At 68.2% G+C, this 25,810-nt stretch carries 22 protein-coding genes; 13 read left to right on the forward strand and 9 right to left on the reverse strand.

Annotation, left to right across the window (positions count from 1 at the left end):
* Nucleotides 1–21: 21 nt before the first annotated feature.
* Complete coding sequence (locus ACM9LZ_RS18675; RefSeq protein ID WP_416621026.1) at nucleotides 22–1,392, reverse strand: hypothetical protein; 1,371 nt, start codon at nucleotides 1,390–1,392, stop codon at nucleotides 22–24.
* Nucleotides 1,393–1,487: 95 nt separating this feature from the next.
* On the opposite strand from ACM9LZ_RS18675, the gene ACM9LZ_RS18680 reads away from it, so the two are divergent.
* The 4 genes from ACM9LZ_RS18680 to ACM9LZ_RS18695 all read left to right on the forward strand — a co-directional run bounded on the left by ACM9LZ_RS18680 (nucleotide 1,488) and on the right by ACM9LZ_RS18695 (nucleotide 6,726).
* On the forward strand, nucleotides 1,488–4,133 hold the full coding sequence (locus ACM9LZ_RS18680; RefSeq protein ID WP_416621027.1) for a helicase-related protein: 2,646 nt from the start codon (nucleotides 1,488–1,490) through the stop codon (nucleotides 4,131–4,133).
* Nucleotides 4,130–4,999, forward strand: coding sequence for a peptide chain release factor N(5)-glutamine methyltransferase (gene prmC / locus ACM9LZ_RS18685; RefSeq protein ID WP_416621028.1), 870 nt, complete (start codon nucleotides 4,130–4,132; stop codon nucleotides 4,997–4,999). Before ACM9LZ_RS18680 ends, prmC begins: the two co-directional genes overlap by 4 nt.
* 291 nt (nucleotides 5,000–5,290) lie before the next feature.
* Nucleotides 5,291–5,713 (forward strand): DUF4167 domain-containing protein, encoded by a 423-nt coding sequence (locus ACM9LZ_RS18690; protein ID WP_416621029.1) that lies wholly within the window; start codon nucleotides 5,291–5,293, stop codon nucleotides 5,711–5,713.
* A gap of 137 nt (nucleotides 5,714–5,850) precedes the next feature.
* Nucleotides 5,851–6,726, forward strand: a complete 876-nt coding sequence (locus ACM9LZ_RS18695; protein WP_416621030.1) for a sterol desaturase family protein — start codon at nucleotides 5,851–5,853, stop codon at nucleotides 6,724–6,726.
* On the opposite strand, the gene ACM9LZ_RS18700 is transcribed toward ACM9LZ_RS18695, so the two are convergent.
* On the reverse strand, nucleotides 6,685–7,533 hold the full coding sequence (locus ACM9LZ_RS18700; protein WP_416621031.1) for a hypothetical protein: 849 nt from the start codon (nucleotides 7,531–7,533) through the stop codon (nucleotides 6,685–6,687). The two genes, ACM9LZ_RS18695 and ACM9LZ_RS18700, sit on opposite strands and share 42 nt — an antisense overlap.
* Nucleotides 7,534–7,698: 165 nt before the next feature.
* Between ACM9LZ_RS18700 and ACM9LZ_RS18705 the strand changes: the two genes are divergently transcribed.
* The 5 genes from ACM9LZ_RS18705 to panD all read left to right on the forward strand — a co-directional run bounded on the left by ACM9LZ_RS18705 (nucleotide 7,699) and on the right by panD (nucleotide 12,651).
* A complete protein-coding gene (locus ACM9LZ_RS18705) occupies nucleotides 7,699–9,279 on the forward strand; it encodes a lysine--tRNA ligase (protein ID WP_416621032.1) in 1,581 nt (526 codons plus the stop codon).
* Between the two features lie 165 nt (nucleotides 9,280–9,444).
* Nucleotides 9,445–9,663 carry a hypothetical protein gene (locus ACM9LZ_RS18710; RefSeq protein WP_416621033.1) on the forward strand — a complete coding sequence of 73 codons (219 nt, stop codon included), beginning with the start codon at nucleotides 9,445–9,447 and terminating at the stop codon, nucleotides 9,661–9,663.
* A gap of 133 nt (nucleotides 9,664–9,796) precedes the next feature.
* Nucleotides 9,797–10,825: a TAXI family TRAP transporter solute-binding subunit gene (locus ACM9LZ_RS18715; RefSeq protein ID WP_416621034.1), complete on the forward strand. Its 1,029-nt coding sequence runs from the start codon at nucleotides 9,797–9,799 to the stop codon at nucleotides 10,823–10,825.
* A gap of 12 nt (nucleotides 10,826–10,837) precedes the next feature.
* Nucleotides 10,838–12,160, forward strand: coding sequence for a thymidine phosphorylase (deoA, locus tag ACM9LZ_RS18720; RefSeq protein WP_416621035.1), 1,323 nt, complete (start codon nucleotides 10,838–10,840; stop codon nucleotides 12,158–12,160).
* Nucleotides 12,161–12,192: 32 nt separating this feature from the next.
* Nucleotides 12,193–12,651 (forward strand): aspartate 1-decarboxylase, encoded by a 459-nt coding sequence (panD, locus tag ACM9LZ_RS18725; RefSeq protein WP_416621036.1) that lies wholly within the window; start codon nucleotides 12,193–12,195, stop codon nucleotides 12,649–12,651.
* A 15-nt stretch (nucleotides 12,652–12,666) separates the two neighbouring features.
* Here the strand turns inward: panD and ACM9LZ_RS18730 are convergent, their stop codons facing one another.
* Complete coding sequence (locus tag ACM9LZ_RS18730) at nucleotides 12,667–14,169, reverse strand: sensor histidine kinase (RefSeq protein WP_416621037.1); 1,503 nt, start codon at nucleotides 14,167–14,169, stop codon at nucleotides 12,667–12,669.
* Between the two features lie 161 nt (nucleotides 14,170–14,330).
* Here ACM9LZ_RS18730 and ACM9LZ_RS18735 point away from each other — a divergent pair, with 161 nt between their 5' ends.
* Together ACM9LZ_RS18735 and ACM9LZ_RS18740 are read left to right on the forward strand one after the other, a co-directional pair.
* Nucleotides 14,331–15,359: an NAD(P)/FAD-dependent oxidoreductase gene (locus tag ACM9LZ_RS18735; protein ID WP_416621038.1), complete on the forward strand. Its 1,029-nt coding sequence runs from the start codon at nucleotides 14,331–14,333 to the stop codon at nucleotides 15,357–15,359.
* Nucleotides 15,353–15,547 carry a DUF1289 domain-containing protein gene (locus ACM9LZ_RS18740; protein ID WP_416621039.1) on the forward strand — a complete coding sequence of 65 codons (195 nt, stop codon included), beginning with the start codon at nucleotides 15,353–15,355 and terminating at the stop codon, nucleotides 15,545–15,547. Before ACM9LZ_RS18735 ends, ACM9LZ_RS18740 begins: the two co-directional genes overlap by 7 nt.
* 26 nt (nucleotides 15,548–15,573) lie before the next feature.
* On the opposite strand, the gene ACM9LZ_RS18745 is transcribed toward ACM9LZ_RS18740, so the two are convergent.
* Nucleotides 15,574–16,641, reverse strand: coding sequence for a Fe(3+) ABC transporter substrate-binding protein (locus tag ACM9LZ_RS18745; RefSeq protein ID WP_416621040.1), 1,068 nt, complete (start codon nucleotides 16,639–16,641; stop codon nucleotides 15,574–15,576).
* 190 nt (nucleotides 16,642–16,831) lie between these two features.
* Between ACM9LZ_RS18745 and ACM9LZ_RS18750 the strand changes: the two genes are divergently transcribed.
* On the forward strand, nucleotides 16,832–17,428 hold the full coding sequence (locus ACM9LZ_RS18750; protein ID WP_416621041.1) for a hypothetical protein: 597 nt from the start codon (nucleotides 16,832–16,834) through the stop codon (nucleotides 17,426–17,428).
* Here the strand turns inward: ACM9LZ_RS18750 and ACM9LZ_RS18755 are convergent.
* A complete protein-coding gene (locus ACM9LZ_RS18755; RefSeq protein ID WP_416621042.1) occupies nucleotides 17,394–18,068 on the reverse strand; it encodes a RibD family protein in 675 nt (224 codons plus the stop codon). The genes ACM9LZ_RS18750 and ACM9LZ_RS18755 overlap by 35 nt on opposite strands.
* Before the next feature lie 252 nt (nucleotides 18,069–18,320).
* Here ACM9LZ_RS18755 and ACM9LZ_RS18760 point away from each other — a divergent pair, with 252 nt between their 5' ends.
* Nucleotides 18,321–19,100 carry a substrate-binding periplasmic protein gene (locus ACM9LZ_RS18760; protein WP_416621043.1) on the forward strand — a complete coding sequence of 260 codons (780 nt, stop codon included), beginning with the start codon at nucleotides 18,321–18,323 and terminating at the stop codon, nucleotides 19,098–19,100.
* Nucleotides 19,101–19,407: 307 nt separating this feature from the next.
* Here the strand turns inward: ACM9LZ_RS18760 and leuC are convergent, their stop codons facing one another.
* The 4 genes from leuC to rnr all read right to left on the reverse strand — a co-directional run bounded on the left by leuC (nucleotide 19,408) and on the right by rnr (nucleotide 25,478).
* Nucleotides 19,408–20,811 carry a 3-isopropylmalate dehydratase large subunit gene (gene leuC / locus ACM9LZ_RS18765; RefSeq protein WP_416621044.1) on the reverse strand — a complete coding sequence of 468 codons (1,404 nt, stop codon included), beginning with the start codon at nucleotides 20,809–20,811 and terminating at the stop codon, nucleotides 19,408–19,410.
* Between the two features lie 240 nt (nucleotides 20,812–21,051).
* Nucleotides 21,052–21,219 (reverse strand): 50S ribosomal protein L33, encoded by a 168-nt coding sequence (gene rpmG, locus ACM9LZ_RS18770; protein ID WP_029012212.1) that lies wholly within the window; start codon nucleotides 21,217–21,219, stop codon nucleotides 21,052–21,054.
* Nucleotides 21,220–21,365: 146 nt separating this feature from the next.
* Nucleotides 21,366–22,919 carry a S41 family peptidase gene (locus ACM9LZ_RS18775; protein WP_416621045.1) on the reverse strand — a complete coding sequence of 518 codons (1,554 nt, stop codon included), beginning with the start codon at nucleotides 22,917–22,919 and terminating at the stop codon, nucleotides 21,366–21,368.
* Nucleotides 22,920–23,183: 264 nt separating this feature from the next.
* Nucleotides 23,184–25,478: a ribonuclease R gene (gene rnr / locus ACM9LZ_RS18780; protein ID WP_416621046.1), complete on the reverse strand. Its 2,295-nt coding sequence runs from the start codon at nucleotides 25,476–25,478 to the stop codon at nucleotides 23,184–23,186.
* Between the last annotated feature and the right edge of the window lie 332 nt (nucleotides 25,479–25,810).

Here is a 25,810-nt window from a genome sequence, read left to right on the forward strand (position 1 = left end):
GGCCATGTCGGGCCGGACCGTTCAGTTCAGTGCCATCAGTCCCCGGAACAGCCCCGTGGCATCGGACCCGTTCAGAGTGACCCGGCCATCGGGGGTGATCACCAGATTGTACTGGTGGGTGGTATCGTCCGGTCCCGGCTGCACGCGGCCCAGCCCCTGCAGGGCATAGAGCGCGATGGCGATGCCGGCGCCGCGGGCCCCCATCATCCGGTTCACATCGCCGATGATCCGGTCCACCCCGCGCAGCGACAGGTTGCCTTCACCGCTGACGCTGTTGGCATGGGCGGCGGCGAAGCGGAAATCCCCCTGGCCGATGATGGTGGATTGCGGGTTCCACAGGTGCAGCCGGGAGACGGTGACCTTGCTGCCGGCCGCGGCCAGCGCCGGGGTCCAGCCACCGGGCGGGCGTGGGGAGAACAGCACGGCCGGCGGCAGGGAATGGGCCGTCAGCGCCAGATCGGCGCGGGCGGGCAGCAGCCCTGGCGGCACGGACCCGCCTACCCGTTCCAGCCCGTCATGCCGCCAGTCCAGCACCGCCGACACGCGGTTGCCCATCAGCCCGGTCAGGGACAGGCTGCCCTTGCCGCCGGCCAGGGCCGTGCGTGTTCCGTCATCGCCGATGAAGCGGAAATCCGCGATCTCGGCGGCCAGATCGGCCTTGCTGGCGATCCGGTCCAGGTCCGTGCGGCGGCCGGATGCGACCAGTTCCCCCAGCCGCGCCATGTCCAGCCCGTCGGCCGTGCCGTCCAGGCGCAGCCGCCGGAGGGACAGGCGGTCGACGCCCATCGGGTCCTTCATCGCCAGCCCGTCGATGGCAAGCGACAGCTTGCCGCTCCATTTGCCGCCCGTGATGGCCTGGGGCGTCAGGATCAGGCGCAGGGCCGTCAGGCTGCCGGTCCCGGCCCCCATGGCCGGGATGAACCGGGCATTGCCCAGGTCGAGATCGGCGGCCAGCAGGCTGCGCCCGTCGCCGCTCAGGTGCAGCGACAGGGACTGCCGGCCCAGCGACACGTCGCCCAGGCGGAACCCGTTGCCGCCATAGACCGTCAGCGGCTGGGGCAGGTGGGTCTTGATGCGCCAGGACCCGTCGGGCTGCGGCCTCGCCTCGCCTTCCACCAGCGGCGCCTCTGCCATCCAGCCGGAACCCGCGGCCACACGCAGCTTGGGGATGCGCACCTGATAGCTGTCTCCGGCATGGGTGACCTGCACGTCGGGCACCCGCTCCACATGCAGCCCGTCGCGGTCGGCCGCCGCCGCCGACAGGTGCCGCGTGACCAGGGTCTGCAGGGCGGCCGCCTTTTCCGGGCTGGCCAATGCCTGCGTGGCCGGTGATGCCAGGACCAGTGCCAGAAGGGGGGCCAGAAGGGAGGAGCGGTTCATCATGTTCATCATGCCGTCCCTTCTGCCCGACCGCGATGGCGATTCTATGGCCGGCCTTGCTTTGGCCGGCCTTGCTTTCCGCGCGCCACCTGCCCATGGATATGGCCATGATCATGCATCCCCCCGCTTCGGCCGGGGCCGCCCCGGCCCATACCGGCCGCGTGCTGGCCGTCCTGGGCCCGACCAATACCGGCAAGACCTATCTGGCCATGGAGCGCATGGCCGCCCATGAGTCTGGCATGATCGGCTTTCCCCTGCGCCTGCTGGCGCGGGAGAATTATGACAAGCTGGTGCGCATGAAGGGGGCGGCCCAGGTGGCGTTGGTGACGGGGGAGGAGAAGATCATCCCGCCGGCCCCGCGCTACTGGGTCTGCACTGTGGAAAGCATGCCGGTGGACCGGCCGGTGGCCTTCCTGTGCGTGGATGAGATCCAGCTTTGTGCCGATGATGAGCGCGGGCACATCTTCACCGACCGGCTGCTGAACGCGCGCGGCGCAGAGGAGACGATGTTCCTGGGATCCGACATGATCCGGCCCCTGCTTCAGAAGCTGATCCCCAGGGTGGAGGTGATCACCCGGCCGCGCTTTTCCAAATTGTCCTTTGGCGGGCACAAGAAGCTGACCAAGCTGCCGCCGCGCAGCGCCGTCACGGCCTTTTCCGTGACGGAGGTATACCAGCTGGCCGAGATGGTGCGCCGCAGCCGTGGCGGCACGGCCGTGGTCATGGGCGCCCTGTCGCCGCGCACCCGCAACGCCCAGGTGGCCATGTACCAGGCCGGTGACGTGGATTACCTGGTGGCGACGGATGCCATCGGGATGGGGCTGAACATGGATGTCGACCATGTCTGGTTCGCCCGCCTGACCAAGTTCGACGGCCAGCGCCCCCGCCGTCTGACGGCGCCGGAGGTGGCGCAGATCGGCGGCCGGGCGGGGCGGCACCAGTCCGACGGCACCTTCGGCACGACATGGGACTGTTCCCCCCTGGACGAGGAGACCATCCATGCCGTGGAGAATCACGAGTTCCCGCCCCTGCGGCACCTTGTCTGGCGCAACAGCGACCTGGATACGCGGTCGGTGGACGGGCTGCTGCGCACGCTGGAGGCCCGCCCGCCGTCACCCCTGCTGCTGCGCGCGCGGCCGGCCGATGATGTGGAGGCGCTGAAGGCCCTGGCCGGCGACGGGGAGATCATGGCCCTGACCCGCCGGCCGCGCGGCGTGAAGATGCTGTGGGAGGTCTGTCAGGTCCCCGATTTCCGCAAGACCATGACCGATGCCCATACAAGGCTGCTGGGCCAGCTCTACCGCCATCTGATGGCGCCGGGCGGGCGGCTGCCCGTCGATTTCATAGGCGCGCAGGTGCAGCGGCTGGACAATCTGTCCGGCGATATCGACACGCTGGTATCGCGTATCGCCCATATCCGCACCTGGACCTATATCAGCCATCGCCCCGACTGGGTGGCCGACCCGAAGCACTGGCAGGGGGTGACGCGCGGGATCGAGGACCGGCTGTCCGATGCCCTGCATGAAAGGCTGACCCAGCGCTTCGTCGACAAGCGGTCGGCGGGGCTGGTGAAATCACTGCGTGACGGGCGGGACCTGCAGGGCTTCGTGGCGGATGATGGCACGGTGGTGGTGGAAACCCACCCGGTAGGGGCGCTTCGGGGCCTGTCCTTCGACATGCAGGCCGATGTGGGGGAGGATGACCATCCCACCTTGATGACGGCGGCCCGCCGCGCGCTGAAGGACGAGATCGCCCGTCGCGTGGCCCGGATGGAGGCGGCGGACGACACGGCCCTGGACCTGGCCCCGGACGGCCTGATCCGGTGGGACGGGGTGGACCTGGCACGGCTGGCGGCCGGCGAACGGCTTCTCGCCCCCGCCATCCGGCTGGTGCGGGACGATCTGCTGGACGGCACGCAGCGCGATCGGGTGCGGGTCCGCCTCGCCCGGTTCGTGCAGGCCCGCATCCGGGCCGATCTGGCGGCGCTGGTGCGGCTGGACGGCGCCGACCTGCCGGGGCCGGCCCGTGGCATCGCCTTCCAACTGGCCGAGGCGGCCGGCCATCTGCCGCGCGGCCGGGTGGCGGATCTTGCAACGGGTCTGGATCGGGCGGCCCTGGCCGCGCTGGGCCGGCTGGGCGTGCGATGGGGGGCTGCACAAGTCTATCTGCCTGCCCTTGTCCGGCCCCGGGCCGCGTCCATGCTGGGCCTGCTCTGGTCCGTGGCGCATGGGCTGCCGCTGCCGCCGCCGCTGCCGCCGCCGGGCCGCATCTCCGTCCCGCGCGGCAGCGAGGGAGGCAGCGAGGGGGGCAGCGAGGGAGGCCGGAGAGGGGATGACGGGCTGCTGCGCGCGGCCGGATTCCTGCCGCTGGGGCCGCGGGCGGTGCGTGTGGACATGGCCGACCGGCTGCTGGAGACCATCGCCGCGCGCAGTGCCGACGGGCGGCTGACCGACCTGTCGGGCCTGGCATCGATGGTCGCCGCATCCAATGCGGACCTGCCGGGCATCCTGGCCGCGCTGGGCTGGCGGCTGCGGCGCCAGCCGCCCCCGGCGGCGGGTGAACCGCCGGCCCCGGACATCTGGGTCCGCCGCCATCCCGACGCCCCGCCCCGGCCGGTCGCGCCCCGGCCGCCGCCGGTGGCCGTGGATGCCGACAATCCCTTTGCCGTGCTGGCCGGTCTGGCGGAAAGGCTGGCAGCACCCGCCGCTGCCCGTCCCGCCCCCCGTTCCAGGCGCCGCCGGAGGAAATCATGACGCCGATGGTTCCCCTGTCCCCCCTGCTGCGTGCCGCCGAACAGCGCCTGACGGCGCTGGGGGTGGAAGAGGCGCGGCTGGACCTGCTCTATCTGGCGGAACGGGCCTTTGCCATGCCCGTCAGCCGCCTGCGCCGGGCCGAGGGGCTGACGGTGCCGGCCGCGTCCGTGCCAGCCTTCGATGCCCTGGTCGATAGGCGGGCCAGCCGTGAGCCGGTGCAGCGCATTCTGGGTGATTGGGAATTCTGGGGCCTGACCCTGGCCCTGGGCCCTGAAACGCTGATCCCCCGGCCCGACACGGAGACATTGGTGGGCGGCGTGCTGCGCGCCCGGCCCGACCGGCGGCGCCCCTGGCGCATCCTGGACCTGGGCACGGGCACGGGGGCCATCCTGCTGGCGCTCCTGTCTGAATATCCCGCTGCGTTCGGGGTCGGGCTGGACCTGTCCCCCGGTGCGGCCGCCGTGGCCCGCGCCAATGCGGCCAGCCTGGGCCTGGGCGGGCGGGCCGCCTTCCTGGCGGGGTCCTGGACGCAGGCGCTGTCGGCGGCGGTGCCGTTCGACATGATCCTGTCCAACCCGCCCTATATCCCGGATGGGGAGATCGACGGGCTGGCGCCGGAAGTCGCCCGGTTCGAACCGCGCCGGGCCCTGGCCGGCGGGGCGGACGGGTTGGACCCCTATCGTCATCTGGCCGGTGTGCTGCCGCCCCTGCTGGCGCCCGGCGGGCTGATCGGCTTCGAACATGGGGCGGATCAGGGGGCCGCTGTTTCCGATCTGCTGCGCGCCGCCGGCTTCACCGATGTTTCCACCCTGCGCGACCTTGGCGGGCGGGACCGGGTGGCGCTGGCCCAGCGCGGCCGGGCCTGATGCGTGTGCCCGGCCCCGGACCGGGGTGCTGCGCGCCCGGCATGATTTGCATAAACCCGTTACGAAGCCGTAAAAAACCCTTGGAATGACGGGCGACTATCGTTAGGGTCCGCATCGGACGGCAATGGCGCGTGGGGCGCCTGTCGTGGCAAAGCCCGCGGACCGGGGTTTTTGCGTCCAGGGGCCAAGGCGATATCGCCGCCCAACGGTCAACACCGCCGAAAAACGGGAAAGACAGGACGCTTCGGGATGTCCGTGGGCTCGGGAAACCAGGGGCCGAGCATATAGCGAATGAGACAGGGACCCAATCAACGGCGTGGTCGTGGCCGCGGTGGCAGTGGCGGCAACAATGGCGGTGGCAACAACGGCAACGGGGGTGGCAATCGCCGCCAGAACGTACCGCTGCGCCATCAGAATTATGACAGCAACGGCCCGGATGTGCGCATCCGCGGCAATGCCTTCCAGGTCTATGAAAAGTACCAGGCGCTGGCCCGTGATGCGAACGCTTCGGGCGATCGCATCGCCGCGGAGAATTATCTGCAGCACGCGGAACATTATTACCGCATCATCTGCCAGATCAATGAACAGGAAGGCCGCGCCCGCCAGCATGTGCCGCGCCAGGATGGCAACGGTTTCGATGGCGACGATGCCGAAGGCGGCGAGGATGGCGGTTCCGAGCCCGTGGATGCCGAAAGCGACCAGCCCGCGGCCTGACGCCTGCGTGCGGGTGGTCCCGGCCGGACCGGTGCCTTCCTTGCCTGCCGCTGCCTCCGCCCGTCGGGGGCGTGAGGGATGACAGGCAGGAGGGGGTGGCGGTGACGGCCGGGATACGGCAAGCATGGGAAAAGGCGGTGGAAGACTGGTTCTCGTCGCTGACCGGCCTGTTCAGCGCGCCGGAATCGGCCTTCTGGTGGCCGGGATTGCTGCTGGCCCTGGCCGGTGCCGTCTGGTTCGGCCGCGACCGGCGCCTGTGGGGCCGGTCGCGTGATTACTGGCGCGAACTGCCTGTCGATGCCGGGTGCTTCCTGGCCAATTCCACCCTGCCTTTCCTGCTGGCCCCCTTCTTCTTCGCCCTGGGCCTGGCCGCCAGCCGTGTTGGCGCCGGCCTGGCCACGGCACTGACCGGCGTGCCGCCCCTGGACGCGCCGGGCTGGCCCCTGCTGCTATTCTGTGCCGGTCTGGCCTTTGTGGCCGGTGATCTGGCGCTTTACGGCACCCACCGGCTGTTCCATGCCGTCCCGATCCTGTGGAAGGCGCACCGGCTGCATCATGCCCCACCCGTGCTGACGCCGTTGACGGCCTACCGGTTCTGGCCGTGGGAACAGGCGATGCACATGTCGGCCAACATGCTGGCCCAGGGGCTGGCGCTGGGCCTGTCGGCCGGGCTGTTCGGCGCCGGCATCACGCCCCTGACCCTGCTGGGCGTGAATATCTTCGCCCTGGCCTGGGGGGCGGGCTTCACCCATCTGCGGCACAGTCCCGTGCCCATGCCCTACCCCCGCTGGCTGTCGGGGTGGCTGATCTCCCCCCATATGCATCAGTTGCACCATTCCATGGCGCTGGAGCATCGGGACCGCAATTTCGGCACGGCGCTGGCCGTGTGGGACCGGCTGTTCGGCACGCTGGTCCGGCCCGATGCGACGGAACGGTTCCATTTCGGGGCGGCCGGATCGGCATCCCGGCCGTCATCCTCCCTGGATATCGGCCGGCCGCGCGGTCAGGCTTGATACGGCCAGTTCGGCCATCCGGCCCAGCAGCCAGAACAGCAGCAGCGGCAGCAGCACGATCTTGGCAACATAGGCCACGGTCAGGTCGATCAGGATATCGGCCAGGTCGCCCATGGCAGCCACCAGCTTGGACACGCTGCCCGCCATGTCGCCCAGGGCGCGCAGCCTTTCCATCATGCCCTCGCCCCTGGCTTCGGCCACGGGGGCCGCTTCCAGCGACAGGGCATCCAGCCGGGCCTGCGCGTCGGCGATGGCCGGGGCCAGCAGATGATCGGCCAGCGCGTCGGACCCCAGCACGACCAGCGGCACCCCGATCTTCAGGATCAGCGCCGCGAACAGCAGGAAGCCGCCCAGCCGGTGCGCGAACAGGGACAGGGTCCCCGGCAGCCAGGCCGTCACGGCCAGCAGCAGCAGGGCGGCGGGCAGCAGCAGCGACAGGCCGATCACATCGCCGGCGCTGACCAGCAGCGTGGCCCCGCCCAGCACCACGGTCGCCCCCAGCATCATGGTGGAAAACCGCTCGACCAGATCATTCACGGGGTCCAGCACCTGGCCCGGCTGCACGCCGATGCCGGCCGACACTTCCACCGTCTGGGCCACGGAAATGGCCGCATCGATCAGCCGGGCCGTGGCGAACACGGCCGTGGCCTGGACCAGATTGGCCTGCAGCGCCTGCTGGCTGGCGCTGGCCAGCGTGTCGGGCAGCAGCGTGCGCTCCGCCCGGTCGAAAAGGCCGACGGCGCCGATGACGGCGATGAAGGCCAGGATCAGGCTGTGGCGCAGACGCGCGCGGATGGTCGGGGACATGGCATCTCCTTGGCTGCGGGCCGGAACCGTCCCGTCCCGTCCCCCCGTTTGCGATGGCGGGCGCCCGCGTGCCCGCATGCCCGTCCCAACGGGGGCGGGCGTTGACCGTTCCTGGCCTTGGTCCTAGTTTTGCGGCCTTGTTTTTCTCTATCTGGTGATAACGCGATGAGCACCGAACAGGAAATGGCGTTTGCGGCGAAGGCCTGGCCGTTTGAGGAGGCGCGCAAGCTGGTCGCGCGCCTTGGCGGCAAAGCCCCGCCCAAAGGCTATGTCCTGTTCGAGACGGGCTACGGCCCGTCGGGCCTGCCGCATATCGGCACCTTCGGGGAGGTGGCGCGTACCACCATGGTCCGCCGCGCCTTCGAACGGCTGATGCCGGGCGTTCCCACGCGCCTGTTCGCCTTTTCCGACGACATGGACGGCCTGCGCAAGGTGCCGGACAATGTGCCCAACCGGGAACTGCTGGCCCTGCATCTGGGCAAGCCCCTGACCAAGGTGCCCGATCCGTTCGGCAAGTTCGAGAGCTTCGGGCATCATAACAACGCCATGTTGCGGGATTTCCTGGATCGTTTCGGATTCCAGTATGAATTCCAGTCGGCCACCGACTGGTACAAGTCTGGTCGTTTCGATAACGCATTGTTGGCTGTTCTGCGCCATTACGAGGCGGTGATGGCCGTGATGCTGCCCACCCTGGGCGCCGAACGCCAGGCGACCTACAGCCCGTTCCTGCCCATCAGCCCATCGACGGGCCGCGTGCTGCAGGTGCCGATCCTGGAGCGCAACGCCGATGCCGGGACCATCGTCTATGAGGACGAGGACGGGACGAAGGTGGAAACCCCGGTCACGGGCGGGGCCGTCAAGCTGCAATGGAAGCCCGACTGGGCCATGCGCTGGTTCGCGCTGGGCGTGGATTACGAAATGGCCGGCAAAGACCTGATCCCCTCGGTGGAACTGGCCGGCAAGATCGTGAAGATCCTGGGCGGCACCCCGCCCGACGGCTTCAATTATGAACTGTTCCTGGACGAGAAGGGGCAGAAGATTTCCAAGTCGAAGGGCAATGGCCTGACGATGGAGGAATGGCTGCGCTATGCCCCGCCGGAAAGCCTGGCGCTCTACATGTTCAACAAGCCGCGGGCGGCCAAGAAGCTTTATTTCGACGTGATCCCGCGCGCCGTGGATGATTACCTGACCTTCGTGGAGAAGTTCGATGCGGCCGAGCCGGCGCAGAAGCTGGAAAGCCCCGTCCACCACATCCATGACGGGGTGGTGCCGAACGATGTGAAGGGCACGGCGGGCCTGTCCTTTGGCCTGCTGCTCAACCTGGCCGGCGCCGCGAACGCGGAAAGCGCCGACGTGATGTGGGGCTTCATCCGCCGCTATGCGCCGGGTGCCAGCCCGGAGACGGCACCCTTCCTGGACAGGCTGGTCGGTTATGCCGTCACCTATTACCAGGATTTCGTGAAGCCCACGAAACAGTACCGTGCGCCGTCGGAACAGGAACGGGCGGCGTTGGCCGATCTGCGCGACACGCTGGACGGCACGCCGGCCGATGCCAGTGCGGAAGCCCTGCAGAATCTGGTCTATGAGATCGGCAAGAAACATGGCTTCACCGAACTGCGGGCCTGGTTCCTGGCCATGTACGAGGTCCTGCTGGGCCAGAGCACGGGCCCGCGCATGGGCGGCTTCATCGCGCTTTACGGCGTGAAGGAGACGGTGGCCATGATCGACGCGGCCCTGGCGCGCTGATCCCGTCCGGGGGCTGGTGCCGCGATCCGGCGCCAGCTTCGCCGCCAAAACGCCCCAATCCCGTCCCAACACCGCCGCTGGCGGCTGTTGTCCTGTGCCTGTCGCCGATCGGCTCTCCGCCCCATGGGCCGGTGACGGCGGCGCTCCTTCGACGAGGACAACGCCATGATCCGCAGCAAGACCCTGGACCAGACCCTTTCCCGCGTCGACCGGCAGAAGCTGTCGGCCATGGGTCTGGTGCTGACCACGGCCCTGCTGTTGGTCATGGCGGGCGTCGCGGCGGGGTCGGCCAAGCCCGACCGCCGCATGCCTGTCGCCAGCGTCGATGCCGGCATGGTGAAGGCGGAAGCCCTCGTCCGCATGCTGTCGGACCAGGGCCGCTAGACGCACCCGTCCGAAAGGCATTTATCAACATGGCAACAGCCGTGAAAATAGCGGTCTGCCATGGTGGCTGCGCATTTGACTTGCGCATGCCAAAGGGGTGATTGATCCCAACCCCGGCTGGTGCAGTCGTTCGATGTCCCGCAAATACTGGCTCCTTCCCCTGTTGGCCGTCCCGCTTCTGGGCGTGCTGGCCCTTGGCCGCGCTCCGGCCGGTACCGAACCGGGCATGCGCTACCTGCGCATCGCCGCCGACCCGTCGGGGGAGCGGGGATTCGATGTGGGGACGGCGCTGGCCGCCATGCTGTCGCGCCCGCCGGGCATGCCGGCCTGCGGTGGTGACCGCGCCTGTGGGGTGCCGGGTCTCATCGCCCTGACGCAGAGCCTGCCGGGCCGCACCGACATTGTCGATGCCGTGGCGGCCGGCGCCATCGAAACCGGCCTGGCCCCGGCCGACCGGATCTATGCGGCCCGCTGCCAGCCCGCCCCCGGTGCCCGTCCCGCCGATCTGACCATCCTGGGCGAGATTTATGCCGAGGCGCTGCATGTGCTGGTGCGGCCGGGTCTGGACATCACCGACCCCGCCGCGCTGAAGGGCCGGCGGGTGGCCATTGGTGTGGCCGGATCGGATGAAAGGCGGCTGGCCGAGCGCATCCTGTCGGCCCACGGGCTCCGGCGCCAGACCGTGCGTGGCGTGGAGACCGGCGGCGCGGCGGCGCTTCAGGCCCTGGCCGAGGGCCGGATCGACGCCCTGTTCCGCATCGCTGCGGCGCCCGATCCTGCCATCGCGACGGTCATCGATGCCGGCGCGCGGCTGGTCCCTGTCACGGGGGAGGCTGCCGGCCGGCTTTCGGGCCTGCACCCGTTCGGGGCGCCGGATGCGATCGAAGCCGGGATCTATGGTGCCGACCAGCCTGCCATCGCCACCATGATGCAGCCCGTGGCCTGGATCGCCGGTCCGGCGCTTGACCCCGCCCTGGCACAGCAACTGATCACGGCGCTGGCCAGCCGGCCCAACCGCGACCTGCTGCACCGGCAGGACCCGGATATCGTGCTGCTGCGCCCGGCGGCCTTCCGCATGTCGGCCCCCCTGCACCCGGCGGCCGATTCGCGCTATGGTATCGACCCGATCACCATGGCCTGTCCGGGCCAGAAGCCGCGCTGACGAACGGAAGACATGTTCCTGCCGCAGGAGACCATCCGCCGCAAACGGGACGGGCAAACCCTGTCCCAAACCGAAATCGCGCAGTTCATCGCCGGCCTGACCGACGGGTCGGTGTCGGAAGGCCAGGCGGCAGCCTTCGCGATGGCCGTCTTCTTCCGCAAGCTGGACAATGCCGAGCGTGTGGCCCTGCTGCGGGCCATGACCGGGTCGGGCACGGTTCTGGACTGGTCGCGGGAGGCGCTGGGCGGCCCGGTGCTGGATAAGCATTCCACTGGCGGGGTGGGCGACAAGGTCAGCCTGCTGCTGGCCCCCGTCATCGCGGCCTGTGGCGGGTATGTGCCGATGATCTCCGGCCGGGGGCTGGGGCATACCGGTGGCACGCTGGACAAGATGGGTGCCATCCCCGGTTACCAGGGCCAGCCCGACCTGCACCGGCTGAAGGGCGTGGTGCGGCGGGTGGGGTGCGCCATCGTGGGGGCCACCGACGATATCGCGCCGGCCGACCGCCGTCTTTACGCCATTCGCGACGTGACGGCGACGGTGGAAAGCATCGACCTGATCACCGCATCCATCCTGTCCAAGAAGCTGGCCGCCGGGCTGGATGCGCTGGTGCTGGACGTGAAGTTCGGGTCCGGTGCCTTCATGCCCTGTCGCGATCTGGCCCGCGAGCTGGCGGTCGTGCTGGTCCGCACCGCCACGCAGGCCGGATTGCCCACCCGCGCCCTGTTGACCGACATGGACCAGGTGCTGGGCACCAGTGCGGGCAATGCCCTGGAACTGCGGGAATGCCTGGCCATCCTGGCCGGGGGTGCCGCTGATGGCCGGCTGTGGCGCGTGACGCGCGCCCTGTGCGTGGAGATTCTGCTGCTGTCGGGACTGGCGGGCACAGCGGCGTCGGCTGGTGCCCTGGTCGATCAGGCGCTGGCGACGGGGGCGGCGGCCGACCGGTTCGCCCGCATGGTTGCCGTGCTGGGCGGCCCGCCGGACCTGATCGAGCGGCCGGACCGCCACTTGCCGGCGGCACCCGTCATCGTACCCGTCCCACCCCTGCGCCCGGGGGTGGTGGTGGCGCAGGATGCGCGGGCCCTGGGGCTGGCCGTCGTGACGCTGGGCGGCGGGCGGACCCGGCCGCAGGATACTGTCGACCCGCGTGTCGGGCTGGCCGGCATGGCCGCCGTCGGCACGCCCGTGGGGGCCGACCGGCCGCTGTGCTTCCTGCATGCGGCGGACAGGGCTGCGGCGGAAGCGGTGGTCCCGCTGATCCGGAACGCTTATGTGATAGCCGACACCGCCCCGGCGGCCGCGGACCCCGTGGCCGAACAGATCGGCGGATGAGAGGACCAGCGTTCAGGACCGGAGGAACCCCGATGATCACGATTGTCCGCGCCAAGCTTCACGGTATCCGCGTCACGGGCGCAGACCTGAATTATCACGGCTCCATCACGCTGGACCCGGAGCAATGCGCCCTGGCGGGTATCTATCCGCTTGAATTCGTGGAAATCTGGAACAAGAACAGCGGGGCCCGCATCTCCACCTATGTCATCTACGGGGAGGCGGGGTCGAAATGCTGCGTGCTGAACGGGGCGGCGGCCCGCACCTGCCAGAAGGGGGACGAGGTGATCATCGCGGCGTCCGCCAGCATCACGCCCGACCAGCTTTATGCCATCAAGCCCAAGGTCCTGACCTATCATCCCGACAATTCGGTGGACCGCGTGCTGGAATATGACGTGTTCAAGGGGCCGGAACGCGATTTCGACTTCCGGACCCTGGACATCACCGACGGCCGTGACGCCGCGGTCGAACTGGCGGTGCCGATCCGGTCCTGATGTTGCCCCCGCCCCTCACCCCTGCGTCAGGCTGCGCAGCAGGGCCAGCGGGGCGGATTGCACGCGGCCGGCGGGCAGGGTGACCGTAACGGTCGTACCGGCGCTGATGCGGCTTTCCAGCCGTGCCGTGCCGCCATGCAGCTCGGCCAGCGCCAGCACCAGCGGCAGGCCCAGCCCCACGCCGCCGGCATTGCGGGTCAGGCTGCCTTCGATCTGGCGGAAAGGCTGCATGGCGGTGGCGATATCCTCCTCCCGGATGCCGATGCCGGTATCGCGGACGAACAGCGACAGGGCGCCGTCACCCTCCACCCTCGCGCCGCAGACAACCTTGCCGTCCGCCGGGGTGAACTTCACGGCGTTGGACAGCAGGTTGGACAGAATCTGTTTCAGGGCCACCTCGTCGGCCCGCACGGGTGGCAGGTCGGCTTCCATCTCCGTTTCCAGCAGCACGCCGCCCTTGTCGGCCTGTTCCGCCACCATCCGCATGCTGGAACGGATCAGTCGCGGCACATCGACCAGCTTCTCCGACAGTTCCTTGCGCCCCGCCTGTATCTTGGACAGGTCCAGGATGTCGTTGATCAGCGACAGCAGCATCTGCCCGCTGTCATGGATGTCGTGGGCATATTCGCGGTAGGCGCGGTTGCCCAGCGGCCCCAGGGCCTCCGTCGCGATGATCTCCGAAAAGCCGATGACGGCGTTCAGCGGGGTCCGCAGCTCGTGCGTCATGTTGGCCAGGAATTCCGACTTGGCGCGATTGGCCATGTCGGCCGTCTTCACGGCCTGTTCCATGGCCAGCCGGTCGCGGCGCCATTGCGTGATGTCGCGCACGCTGCCCTGGAAGGCGATGGCGCGGCCCTGGCCGTCGCGGATGATGCGCGCCGAAATGGCCACCCACAGGGTGGCGCCGTCACGCCGGCGGATTTCCACGGGCGCGCTGCCCACCTCCGCCTGTCCCAGCAGGGATTGGGTTATGGCGTCCCGGTTCTGCTGGTCGACATAGATCTGGCCGGGCACATCATGGATTTCGGCCTGGAGCTGCGCCTCGCTGTCATAGGCCAGCAGCTTCAGCAGGGCGGGGTTGGCCGACAGGAAGCGGCCCTGGATGTCCAGGGTGAACATCCCCTCCATGGCCGTCTCATAAATTTCCCGGTACTTGCGTTCCGATTGGCCTAGCCGCTCCAGCGCCGCCTGCTGGCGGCCCACCTGCGCCACCAGGGCGGCATTGGCCGTCGACAATTCCGCGATGGCCGCATCCCGGTCCCGCCCCTGCTGGCGCAGCGCATGGATGGCGACGCTCAACAGGATCAGTGTGGCCAGCAGCGAACAGGCGATGAAGGCCGGCTGCGACGGGTCGATACCCACGGGCAGGACCGCGTCGGGGCGCAGCAGGATGGCCAGGATCGACAGCAGGCCGGCGCCGGCCAGCAGCAGGGCCAGCCACGAGGATGCCGGGCCGCGCCGGGTGAGGCCGCGGGTCTTCCGGGGGTGGGGCCGTCCTGCGTGGTTCTTGTCGTCCATCGCCTGCTCGCGGCCAGGAAAATCTATCGGATTGTTACCATCCCCCGCGACCGGTGTCATGACGCGCTAGCATGGTGGCTGCCCGGCCCAAAGGCGGGGCTGGACAATGGCCATCGCCATCCTACCTTTGCACCTCCCGTTTCTTTGCGCCGGAAAGCGCCATGCCCCGTCAGACCCCGTCCGCCGATGCGGATTTTGCCATCATCGGTGCCGGCCTGGCCGGCCTGTCGGCGGCCCTGGCCCTGTCGGCGCAGGGACATACGGTCCATCTGTTCGACAAGGCGCGCGGTGCCGGCGGGCGGCTGTCCACCCGCCGGGCCGGGGATCACCGCTTCGATCACGGGGGGCAGTATCTGACGGTACGCGATGCGGGCCTGCGCAGGATCATTGAGGAACTGGTCGATGCCGGGCATGCCGCCCCCTGGGACGGCCATGTGGTGCGCCTGCATCCCGATGGGCGGATGGAGCGGCACCGCGTGGACCGGTTCGTCGGCCTGCCGGGCATGAGCGGGCTGGCCCACGGGCTTGCGGCGCGGCTGCCGCCCGATGCCAGGCCGCGCCTTTCCTGCCGTGTGGCCGGCATCGGGGGCGGTCCGGGGAACTGGCGGCTGGATGATGCGGAAGGAAGGGGGCTGGGCCATTATCGCCGGCTTGTCCTGGCCCTGCCCGCGCCGCAGGCGGCCGACCTGCTGCGTCCCGTGGCGCCAACCCTGGCGGGGCAGGCGGACGGGGCCGTTATGGCGCCCTGCTGGGCGCTGATGCTGGCGTTTGATGCGGTGGGCGATCTGCCCGCCTGGGACGGGGCCTTCATCGCTGGTGCCGGCGGGCCGGGCCGGCCGCTTTCCTGGATCGCGCGTGATGGAAGCAAGCCGGGGCGTGGGGGAACCGCCAGTTTCGTCGCGCATGCCGCCCCCGACTGGTCCGCCCGCCATCTGGAGGCGCCGCCCGCGACGCTGATGCCTGTTCTGCTGGCGGCTTTCCGCGCGGTGACGGGGATCGGCGCGGAACCGTTGTTCCTGGATCTGCATCGCTGGCGTTATGCCCTGCCGACGCGGCCGCTGGCCGGCGGCTTCCTGCTGGACGGGGAGGCGGGGATCGGGGTCTGTGGCGACTGGTGTCTGGAAGCCCGGGCCGAAGCGGCTTTTGTCAGCGGCCGGGCCCTGGCCATGGCCATGATGGCCACATGCTGACCGGACCCGATGATTACGTGCCCAGCCCCTGCCAGCGCAAATGCGTGCTGGACCGGCGCCGGGAATATTGCACGGGCTGCGACCGCAGCCTGGACGAGATCGTCCGCTGGGGCGGGATGGGTCCGGATGAACGCCGGGCCGTCTGGAAAAGGCTGGGCCGGCCCGTGCCAGGTACGGGGCCGGATTGATCCGGACCCCGGCGCTGGCCTTGGCGTCACTTCCAGCCGGCGCGGTCCATGATCATCAGCGCTTCGGCATTGTTGGCACCATAGATGGCGGCATTCAGGCTGTCGCGCTTGAAGTCGCCCCAGGCGGCGACGACCGGATGGGCGGGGATGCCGGGGACCACGGGGAACTCGTAATTGGCTTCCGCGAAGATCTTCTGGGCCTGCGGGGTGGCCAGGAACTCGATGAAGCGGACGGCATTGTCACGGTTGGGCGCGTATTTCACGAGGCCGGCCCCGGAAATATTCACATGCGCGCCGCGGTCGCCCTGGTTGGGGAAGAAGATGCCGACCTTCTCCGCTGCCGCCTTTTCCGCCGCGTTGCTGGAATTCAGCATGCGGGCGAAATAATAGGTGTTGGAGATGGCGACGTCGCCTTCGCCGGCTGCCACGGCCTTGATCTGGTCGGTATCCCCGCCCTGCGGCCGGCGGGCGAAATTGGCGGCCAGGCCCTTGGCCCAGGCTTCCGTCTGCTCCGGCCCGTGCGCGGCCAGAATGGAGCCGGTCAGCGACTGGTTGTAGACATTCGTGGAACTGCGAACCAGCAGGCGACCCTTCCATTTCGGGTCGGCCAGATCCTCATAGGTGGACAGTTCCGACGGCTTCACGCTGTCCTTGTTGTAGATGATGACACGGGCCCGGGCCGACAGGCCGAACCAATGGCCATCCTTCTCGCGGTAGGCGGCGGGCACCAGCTTTTCCAGCGTGGCGCTTTTCAGGGGCTGGAGCACACCGGCATTCTGGGCGCGCCACATGCGTCCGGCATCGACGGCCAGCAGGATGTCGGCCGGGCTGTTGCGGCCTTCGGCCTTCAGGCGTTCGATCAGTTCGTCGTCCTTGCCCTCGATGACGTTGACCCGGATGCCCGTCTCTTTCTCGAACGCCGCGAACAGCAGCTTGTCGGCATCGTAATGGCGGGAGGAGTAGATATTCACTTCGCCCGACGCGGCTGCGGCCGTGGCCGCCGGCATCGCCATCAATGCCATGCCCAGGCCGGCGCCCAGCAGGGGCCTGGCCAGCGAACGGAAGAAGGCGCGGCGGGCGAAGGATTTCATCATCGGCTCCTGAAAGAAAGGGCCGGCCCGCTGGGACCGGTGAACGGCCGTTATGTTGGCGGCTCTCCTCCTCCTGTCAAGATGCCATTGAGAGCGATTCGCAAATTGATCCGTGCATGGCCGTGCGAATGACTTGCAATTGCGAGTGACTCGCAATAGGATTCCGGCATCGACCCAATGCATGGAGGCGGCAATGAATGGTGAACCGCTATGGTGGCCGGATCTGGCAGCGGCCGGCGGCCCCGGCACGCATGAAGGCCGGGCGCAGGCCGTGGCCGCCGCCATGGCCGGCGGAACGGTCTTCACCCTGTCGCGGGTTGAGCAATTGCTGCTCTGGTCCGCGCGGCGCTGGCGGCACGGCCGTTTCCGCTGGGATCAGGTGGAGATGGAGTTTCGCCGGCAATTGCCGGGCATCTGGGCCGATGCCCTGCTGGCCTGGGAAGAGGTGATGGAGCAGCTGCACCATTATCCTGCTTCCCGCCCCGATATCGGCAATGGTTGCCGGTCCAGCCTGTCGGCGGATGAACGCACGCTGCTGACGCTGGTGGCCACCTTGCAGCGGCCGGGCCAGGGCAGGCTGTCGCCGGGGCTGTTGCTGGCCCGGCTGGTGCCGCCAGCCGGACGCCGCGACCTGCTGCCGTCACTGCTCGCCCTGGCGACCAGCCTGTCGATGGCAGGGGTGCAGATGCCGCTTCATGCGGCCCCGCCCATGCTGCCCGCCCGCCCCTTTGCCCTGCCGCCGGTCACAGACCCGGTTACAGGCGGGGTGCGGGATTGTGCATATCGATGACGCAGATATTGCCCAGAAGCCGGGTGGACCGGATTTCCAGCCGGTTGTCGGGTCCATGGGGGAACAGGCCCGGCCCCGCCAGACGGGGGGCTGCCTCCTGCCCCACCAGGAAAGGGGCGATGGCCATCCGCAGGTGATGGAACGCCCCGGCCGCCAGGAACTGCGTCAGGATCTGGCTGCCCCCCTCCACCAGCAGCCGGCGCACGCCCAGGGTGGACAGACGGGCCAGGATGCCGGGAGCACCAGACCCATGGTCCAGCCCCATCACCGTCGCCACGCGGCCCAGCCGGTCACGGGTGTCGGCCAGGACATGTTCGTTGCACAGCACGACACGATCACCGCCGCAGGTGAAGAAGCCGGAGGCGGGGTCAAGCGCGCCCGTATGTGTCACCACGACCTTCAGCGGATGGTCGGGCAGCCCCCGTTCCCGCCGCCGGTGCAGCAATTCCTCGTACCGGACGGTCAGGCGGGGCTGATCGCGCCGCGCTGTCGCCGCGCCGACCAGGATGGCGTCGCATTCGGCCCGCAGGGCGTGCATGTCGTGGCAATCCTCCTCGCTGGACAGCACCAGCGGCCGGCAGCCCAAGGCGTCGATATGGCCGTCCAACGACATGCAGACCGACAGATGCACCTGTTCCATGCGCCCCATTCCCGCTTTCCAGCCTTGATCCGCACGTCGTAACCGTCCACGGGACACGGATGTTCCCTTGCGGCCCCCATGCGCCCCCGTGCCAACGGAATGAGGGTGGGTCGTGGTGGCGGGGCTGTCCAGTCCCGCCATGCCCGGAGGCCGGGAAATTCGCGATCGGCCCGGGATCGGGTTGAATTGACATTGAGGGAAGTGTTGATTACCAAGCCTCATCTCGTGTTGATGGCGTAGAAGGAAGAACGGATGAAAGGCGGGTGGAAAGCAGGCGGTATCGGCGCCGTGCTGGCCGTGATGGCGGCGTTGCCGGCCCTGGCAGGGGATGTGTTGCTGCGGGCGGACAATTGGTGTCCCTATAATTGCGAGCCAGGCATGCGCCCCGGCTATCTGGTGGAAATCGCCCGCGCCGCGCTGGAGCCTGCCGGTCACAAGGTGGATTACGCCCTGATGCCCTGGACCGAGACGCTGGCTGCGGCCTCGGCCGGCACGGTGACCGGCGCCGTCGGCGCTACGGCGGATGAGGCGGCCGACCTGATCTATCCCACGCACCCGCTGGGCCTGTCGCGTCCCACCCTTGTCATCCGCAAGAGCCGCGACGTGTCGGGCTTCAAGGTTACGGATCTGGAGTCGCTGAAGGGCCTGCGCTTCGGGTCGATCAAGGATTATTTCTATAGTGATGAGGTGAATGCCTTCATCGATGCCAACAAGGATTCTCCCAACCTGGTCCAGGTGTCGGGCGACAACGTCACCGAGGATCTGGTGAACATGCTGATCGAGGGTAAGATCGATGCCCTGGTCGAAGACAGCAATGTCGTGGATTACCTGTTGGAACTGAAGGGTTATCGCAACCTGGTCAATTATCATGCGCTGGGGCAGGAGACGCCGGTTTCCATCGGCTTTTCGCCCAAGGACCCGAACAGCCGGACCTATGTCGCCCTGATCGACAGCCGGCTTGCGGACCTGCGCAAATCGGGCGAACTGGCCACCATCCTGGCCCGTTACGGCATGAAGGACTGGCAGCGCTGACGGGCGCGATCCCTTCCTGTCCGCCTGCAACGATTATCCGTATCTGCATTGATCAGACCCTACGGTCCTGATCAATGCATCCCTCATGCACCGGGCGCCGCCATCCGGCGGCTTGGGCTCACGCGCGCATGGGCGCGCGGACGCTCAACGCGCCAACCAAGTTGCGAAGAGTTCAACTCACCGCAAGTTGGTCCGGCGGCGACTGCCGCCGCGCCGCTCGTGCGGCGCAGCCAAGCCAACGGATGTTGGCGCCGGCAATTGAGGGTGGTGATCAGAACCTATAGGTTCTGATCACCACAAAATAGTATCAGGACAGGGCGCGCACGTCCGTCAGGTGGCCCTTGATGGCGGCGGCGGCGGCCATGGCGGGGCTGACCAGATGGGTACGGCCACCGGGGCCCTGGCGGCTTTCGAAATTGCGGTTGGACGTGCTGGCGCAACGCTCGCCGGGCTTCAGCTTGTCGTCGTTCATGGCCAGGCACATGGAACAGCCGGGCTCGCGCCAGTCGAACCCGGCGTCGGTGAAGATCGTGTGCAGGCCTTCTTCCTCGGCCTGCTTCTTCACCAGACCCGAACCGGGGACGACCATGGCATAGACGCCCTCGGCCACCTTGCGGCCCCGGGCCACGTCGGCGGCGGCGCGCAGATCCTCGATGCGGCTGTTGGTGCAGGAACCGATGAACACCTTCTGCACCGGCACCTGCGACAGGGGCGTGCCCGGCGTCAGGCCCATATAGGCAAGCGAGCGTTCCACCGCCTTGGCCTTGTGCGGGTCCTTGAAATCGGCCGGGCTGGGCACGTTGGCGGTGATCGGGGCCACGTCTTCCGGGCTGGTGCCCCAGGTGACCAGCGGCACGATGTCGGCCGCGTTCAGTTCCACGACCTTGTCATAGACCGCGCCCTCGTCGCTGGGCAGGCTCTTCCAATAGTCGACGGCGCGGTCGAAATCGGCACCCTGCGGGCTGCGGGGGCGGCCACGCAGGTATTCGAAGGTCTTCTCGTCCGGGGCGATCAGGCCGGCGCGGGCCCCGGCCTCGATGGCCATGTTGCAGACCGTCATGCGGCCTTCGATGGACAGGTCGCGGAAAGCCTTGCCGGCATATTCGATGACATAGCCGGTGCCGCCCGCGGTGCCCAGCCGGCCGATGACGGCCAGCGTCAGGTCCTTGGCGGTGACGCCCGGCGGCAGATCGCCATCGACCTTCACCAGCATGTTCTTGGATTTCTTGATCAGCAGCGTCTGGGTGGCCAGCACATGCTCCACATCCGACGTGCCGATGCCGAAGGCCAGCGCGCCGAAGGCACCATGCGTGGCCGTGTGGCTGTCGCCGCAGACGATGGTCATGCCGGGCTGGGTCACGCCCTGCTCGGGGCCGACGACATGCACGATGCCCTGGCGTATATCCGACATGTCGAAATATTCGACGCCGAATTCCTTGGCGTTGATGCCAAGCTGTTCCACCTGGACGCGGCTTTCCTCGTTCTTGATGCCGGCCAGGCGGTCCTTGCTGGTGGGCACGTTATGGTCGGCCACGGCCAGCGTCTTGCCCGGCTGACGCAGCTTGCGCCCGGCAATGCGCAGGCCCTCGAAGGCCTGCGGGCTCGTCACCTCGTGAACCAGATGCAGATCGATATACAGCACGGACGTGCCGTCCTCCTGGCGATGGACGGTGTGGCTGTCGAAGATCTTGTCGTAGAGGGTACGGGCCATGCTGCTCACCTGGGGTCGGGACCGAACCGGAAAGAAGGGGGTGTCTTTCCGGTCACTTTGTTACGTGGCCGGAGCATAGCGGCACCGACCCGCCATCACAAGCGGCCTTGCGCGCCGTGCGGGGCCTTGTATGCAACGCAGCGTCAAGGGTGGCGCATGGGCGGGTAATAAAAAAACCCGCCAGCGGGGGCCGGCGGGTTCTCTCATGCCTGGAAGGCCGGAAGTGATCGTCGGGGACGATCACTTCATCTTGGATTCCTTGAAGGCAACGTGCTTGCGCGCGACCGGATCATACTTGTTGAATTCCAGCTTCTCGGTCGTCTTGCGCGGGTTCTTCTTCTTCACATAGAAGTAGCCCGTGTCGGCGGTGCTCACCAACTTGATCAGCACGGTGTTCTGCTTAGCCATGATACATCCTACCTGCGTCTGACTTGCGGCCACCGCAAGGACGCGCGGCCGGTTCGATAATAAAAACGGTCACGCCCGGAGACGGACCCCGGGCGGCACAGCGGCGGAATCTACCCATCCGCCCCCATCTGTCAAGGACAAAGACCCTACCGCTCCGCAACGTTGATGTGCCGGGACGATAGGGCTTGGCGATAGAGCACCGGATTGCCCAGCAGCGTGCGGGCCAACTGTTCCCCCATCGTTGCCGCGGCGGAACCGTCGGCGGCCTTGGCAGGGCAGGCCGCGCGCAACTGCGCGACGGCGTCGGCATCATCGGGGGCGGCCAGCCGGTAGCGGGCCAGGGCGGTCAGGGCGCCGCCATCGGCCAGGGCGGCTTCCGACAGCAGCCGGTCCACGCTGGCACCGTCGCGGCTGGTGCAAAGGCTGGGCTGGACACCCTGCTTGTCGAAACTGTAGCCGCTGGGCGCATAGATACGGCTCCAGGTGATGAAAAGCTCGGCACCGTTGGGCAGTTGGGTCACATGCTGCACGCTGCCCTTGCCAAAGGTGGAAGCGCCGATCAGCAGGGCGCGCCCCGCATCCTGCAGCGCCGCAGCCACGATTTCGGCCGAAGAGGCGGTCTGCCCGTCGATCAGCACGATCAGCGGCAGGTCGGGGAAGGCGGTCGTCGGGCGCTGCGCCTCAAACCATTGCACCGAACTGGGGTGGCGGCCGCGCGTGGTGATGATACGGCCCTGCTGCACGAACAGGTTGACCACCCCCACGGCCTGCACCATGACCCCGCCGGGATTGCCGCGCAGGTCCAGCACGGCGCCGCGCAGGGGGGCTTTTTCCTGATAGCGCAACAGGGCCTGGCGGACATTGTCCTGCGTGGCGTTATTGAACCGCTCGATTCGGATCGTGGCGATGCCGTCATCCAGGCTGGCGCGGACCGTGTTGGGCACCAGGTGCCTGCGCCGCACCGTCAGCCGCTGCGCAAGTCCTTCCGATGCGCCGACCCGCATCTCCACCCAGCTTCCCTCCGGCCCCTGGATCAAGGCCGTCAGCCGCTCATAGGCCAGCCCGGCGGCCCGCACGCCGGCCACTTCATAGATACGGTCGCCCACCTTGATGCCGGCTGCCGCCGCCGGCCCCTCGGGCACCAGGCTGGCCACCTCGTACAGGCCGTCACGCTGGCGCACACCGATGCCGATCCCGTCATATCCCTCGCGCTGGCTGCGCTCGGTCTGGGCCCGGTTGGGCTCGGCATAGCGGGAATAGCCGTCCATGTCCGCCATCATCCCGTCGAACATGTCGCGCCACACGGTTTCCCGTTCCCTGGCCGCGATGGCGGGGGCCGCGGCCTCCACGGCGCGCAGCATGTCCGCCGTCACCTGGGCCCAGCGTTCCGGCACATTGTCGGCGGGCAGCGCCACCTGGGCCAGTTCCATGCCGTCACGCTGCAGGATCAGCCGGCCGGGTGCCTCCGCAATGGCAAGCCGCCGATCGACGGCCACCACCCGGCGCAACCCGTCGGCCAGCAGCGTGGGCATGAAGACGGGCTTCAGCAGGTTTTCCGTGATGGGTCGGAAGGCAACGGAGAACAGATGTTCCGTGGTGACATTGGCGGCGGCAACCGGGATCTGCTGTTCATCACGTGCCAGGACGGGCCCGGTCAGAAGACCAAGGACCAGCAGACCCGATACCAGCCGTGACGCCATGCACATTTCCCCCTGTGACGGGTGCGGTCTTTGCCGCCGCACCTTGCAGTGGCACTGTGCCGCAGGCGGGCGGGGCCGTAAAGGCCACGGACGCACACGAAAGGTCAGGAGCCTGCATATTCGCGCATGGCATCGACCGGCTTTGGCCGGTCGTGGGGGCTGCCTGCCGGCTTTGGCCGGTCGTGGGGGCTGCCTGCCGGCTTTGGCCGGTCGTGGGGGCTGCCTGCCGGCTTTGGCCGTGGCGGCGGGCAGCCATCGTCCGTGTCACCGTCTTCGGCGCGGCGGCCTGGGGGCGTCGATGCTGGGTGGCGCCTCATCCCGTTCCCGTTCCCGCCGGCGTTCCGGCCGGCCGCGATGACCCGCGCCGGTTCCCGATCCACGGCCGGCCGGCATCTCGCTGCCATCGGGGTTCAGCAGCCGGAAGACCATGGACCCGGTGATGGCATCGGCCTCCAGCAACCTTGCCTTCACCCGTTCGCCCAGCCGGAAGACACGGCGGTGCCGGCGGCCCAACAGGCAGTGATGCGCCTCGTCATGGTCATAGAAATCATCGGGCAGGGTGGAAATGGGCACGATCCCGTCGGCCCCGGTTTCATCCAGCGTCACGAACAGACCGAAATTCGACACGCCGCTGATCTTGCCGCTGAAGGTCGCCCCCACCCGGTCTGACAGATAGGCGGCGACATAGCGGTCCAGCGCGTCGCGCTCTGCATCCGCCGCGCGCCGTTCGGTGGCCGATATCAGTTCCCCGATCTTGTCCAGCCTGCCCATCTCCTCGTCGCTCAACCCGCCATCGCCCAGATGCCAGGCGCGGACCAGGGCGCGGTGGACGATCAGGTCGGCATAGCGGCGGATGGGGCTGGTGAAATGGGCATAGCGTTCCAGCGCCAGCCCGAAATGGCCGATATTGTCAGGCTGATACACGGCCTGTGCCTGGGATCGCAGGATGACGGTGCTGATCAGTTCCGATTCGGGCGTGTCCCTGGCCTTGTCCAGGATGTTGGTGAAGGCGGCGGGCCGCATCGCCGTTCCCCTGGCCAGATTGTAGCCCATGGTCTTCAGGAACTCGCGCAGCGGTTCCAGCTTGTCCAGCGCCGGTTCGGCGTGGACACGGTAGAGCAGGGGGGTATCGCGCGCCTCCAGCGCTTCGGCCGCCGCGACATTGGCGGCGATCATGAATTCCTCGATCAGGCGGTGGCTGTCCAGGCGGGTGCGCACCCCGATCTCCGCCACCTTGCCATCCTCCCCGATCCGCACCTTGCGTTCCGGCAGGTCCAGTTCCAGCGTGCCGCGCCGCGACCGTGCATGGGCCAGCACGTCATAAGCGCCATAGAGGGGGCGAATGACGGGGTCCAGCAGCGGCCCTGTCAGGTCATCGGGCGCGCCGTCGAACGCCGCCTGCACCTGTTCATAGGTCAGGCGTGCGGCAGAGCGCATCAGCCCGCGCACGAACCGGTGCCGCTTGATCCGGCCCGCCGCGTCGATCCAGATATGGACGGCCAGACAGGCGCGGTTGACGCCGGGCTTCAGGCTGCACAGCTCGTTCGACAGCGCCTCGGGCAGCATGGGCACGACGCGGTCGGGGAAATAGCAGCTATTGCCGCGGTCCAGTGCGGCCTTGTCCAGCGGGCTGCCCGGCGTGACATAGGCGGACACGTCGGCAATGGCGACCAGCAGGTGCCAGCCACCCGCATTGTTGGGGTCCGTATCGGGTTCGGCAAAGACGGCATCGTCGAAATCGCGCGCATCGGCCCCGTCGATGGTCACCAGCGGGATATCGCGCAGGTCGGTGCGGCCGGCCAGGGTCGGCTCCGTTGCCGCCTCGGCCTGCTCGATGGCGGCGGGTGGGAAATGGACCGGGATGCCATGCTGGTGAATGGCGATCAGGCTGATGGCCTTGGGCTGGTCGATCCCGCCCAGCACCTCCACCACGCGCGCCTGTTTCAGGCCATGGCGGGAGGAAGGCAGGACCTCGGCCACCACCAGATCACCGGGGGCGGCATCCATGGCATTCTGCGGCAGGATGATGAAATCGGCCTTGGCCCGGCGGTCGGCGGGGCGCAGGCGACCGCCATCGGGGCCCAGCTCATAGACGCCCACCATCTGCGCCGTCTGGTCGCCGCCCAGCTTCTTGATGGTGCGGCCCTCATACAGGTCGTCACGGATGCGGGCCAGCCGCGCCAGCGCGCGGTCGCCCTCGCCCAAGGCCGGGCTGCCACGCCGTTCCGGCTTCATGATGATGCGCGGCGGTTCCCGGTCCGGATCGGACCAGTTCAGCGGCCGGGCAATCAGTTCCCCGTCCACATCCACACCGGTGACGATCACCACGCCCACGGGCGGCAGGCTGGCCGGCGGGGCCAGACGGCGCCGCCCGCCCTTCTCGATCGCCCCATCCCCTTCCAGATCGCGCAGCAGTTCCTTCAGCGCGACACGGTCATCGCCGCTGATGTGAAAGGCGCGTGCAATCTCCCGCTTGCCGACCGGGTAGGGGCTTTCCCGGATGAATTCCAGGACTTGATCCTTGGTGGGGAAGGGGGCTTCTTTCTTGGGATTTTTCAAGGAGATGATGTCCACATGCACAAGATGATCTGAAGGCAAAAAAATAGGCGAGACGCCGATAGGTTCCTTCAAGAGGAATCAGCGTTCGCCTAATCTATTCCTCGTGGTGTCATACCATGTGCCTTTGATCTCGACATCATCGAGATCAAAGGCTTCGGCGGCACGGGCCGCCACGCCCGTCGGTGCGGATACCAAGGGGCATTCTCCATGCCTCTTGGTGTCATAGGGGGCGGATAGGCCACCCCCGCCACAACAGGAGCGAGAAGGATGCTTACCGAAACTAAGCAACCCCGTTCCATGGAACTGGTATTCATAAGGCTTCGGCTTCGGCA

Source organism: Niveispirillum fermenti (assembly GCF_048066175.1).
Taxonomy (GTDB): domain Bacteria; phylum Pseudomonadota; class Alphaproteobacteria; order Azospirillales; family Azospirillaceae; genus Niveispirillum; species Niveispirillum fermenti.

Excerpts from the sequence above, each read along its gene's own strand:
- prmC (WP_416621028.1), top strand. The coding sequence starts at position 4,130 with ATGACGCCGATGGTTCCCCTGTCCCCCCTGCTGCGTGCCGCCGAACAG.
- ACM9LZ_RS18715 (WP_416621034.1), top strand. The coding sequence starts at position 9,797 with ATGTCCCGCAAATACTGGCTCCTTCCCCTGTTGGCCGTCCCGCTTCTG.
- ACM9LZ_RS18740 (WP_416621039.1), top strand. The coding sequence starts at position 15,353 with ATGCTGACCGGACCCGATGATTACGTGCCCAGCCCCTGCCAGCGCAAA.
- ACM9LZ_RS18690 (WP_416621029.1), top strand. The coding sequence starts at position 5,291 with ATGAGACAGGGACCCAATCAACGGCGTGGTCGTGGCCGCGGTGGCAGT.
- ACM9LZ_RS18750 (WP_416621041.1), top strand. The coding sequence starts at position 16,832 with ATGAATGGTGAACCGCTATGGTGGCCGGATCTGGCAGCGGCCGGCGGC.
- ACM9LZ_RS18735 (WP_416621038.1), top strand. The coding sequence starts at position 14,331 with ATGCCCCGTCAGACCCCGTCCGCCGATGCGGATTTTGCCATCATCGGT.
- ACM9LZ_RS18705 (WP_416621032.1), top strand. The coding sequence starts at position 7,699 with ATGAGCACCGAACAGGAAATGGCGTTTGCGGCGAAGGCCTGGCCGTTT.
- ACM9LZ_RS18710 (WP_416621033.1), top strand. The coding sequence starts at position 9,445 with ATGATCCGCAGCAAGACCCTGGACCAGACCCTTTCCCGCGTCGACCGG.
- rpmG (WP_029012212.1), bottom strand. The coding sequence starts at position 21,219 with ATGGCTAAGCAGAACACCGTGCTGATCAAGTTGGTGAGCACCGCCGAC.
- panD (WP_416621036.1), top strand. The coding sequence starts at position 12,193 with ATGATCACGATTGTCCGCGCCAAGCTTCACGGTATCCGCGTCACGGGC.
- deoA (WP_416621035.1), top strand. The coding sequence starts at position 10,838 with ATGTTCCTGCCGCAGGAGACCATCCGCCGCAAACGGGACGGGCAAACC.
- ACM9LZ_RS18700 (WP_416621031.1), bottom strand. The coding sequence starts at position 7,533 with ATGTCCCCGACCATCCGCGCGCGTCTGCGCCACAGCCTGATCCTGGCC.
- ACM9LZ_RS18755 (WP_416621042.1), bottom strand. The coding sequence starts at position 18,068 with ATGGAACAGGTGCATCTGTCGGTCTGCATGTCGTTGGACGGCCATATC.
- ACM9LZ_RS18775 (WP_416621045.1), bottom strand. The coding sequence starts at position 22,919 with ATGGCGTCACGGCTGGTATCGGGTCTGCTGGTCCTTGGTCTTCTGACC.
- ACM9LZ_RS18680 (WP_416621027.1), top strand. The coding sequence starts at position 1,488 with ATGATCATGCATCCCCCCGCTTCGGCCGGGGCCGCCCCGGCCCATACC.
- ACM9LZ_RS18730 (WP_416621037.1), bottom strand. The coding sequence starts at position 14,169 with ATGGACGACAAGAACCACGCAGGACGGCCCCACCCCCGGAAGACCCGC.
- ACM9LZ_RS18760 (WP_416621043.1), top strand. The coding sequence starts at position 18,321 with ATGAAAGGCGGGTGGAAAGCAGGCGGTATCGGCGCCGTGCTGGCCGTG.
- leuC (WP_416621044.1), bottom strand. The coding sequence starts at position 20,811 with ATGGCCCGTACCCTCTACGACAAGATCTTCGACAGCCACACCGTCCAT.
- ACM9LZ_RS18745 (WP_416621040.1), bottom strand. The coding sequence starts at position 16,641 with ATGATGAAATCCTTCGCCCGCCGCGCCTTCTTCCGTTCGCTGGCCAGG.
- ACM9LZ_RS18675 (WP_416621026.1), bottom strand. The coding sequence starts at position 1,392 with ATGATGAACATGATGAACCGCTCCTCCCTTCTGGCCCCCCTTCTGGCA.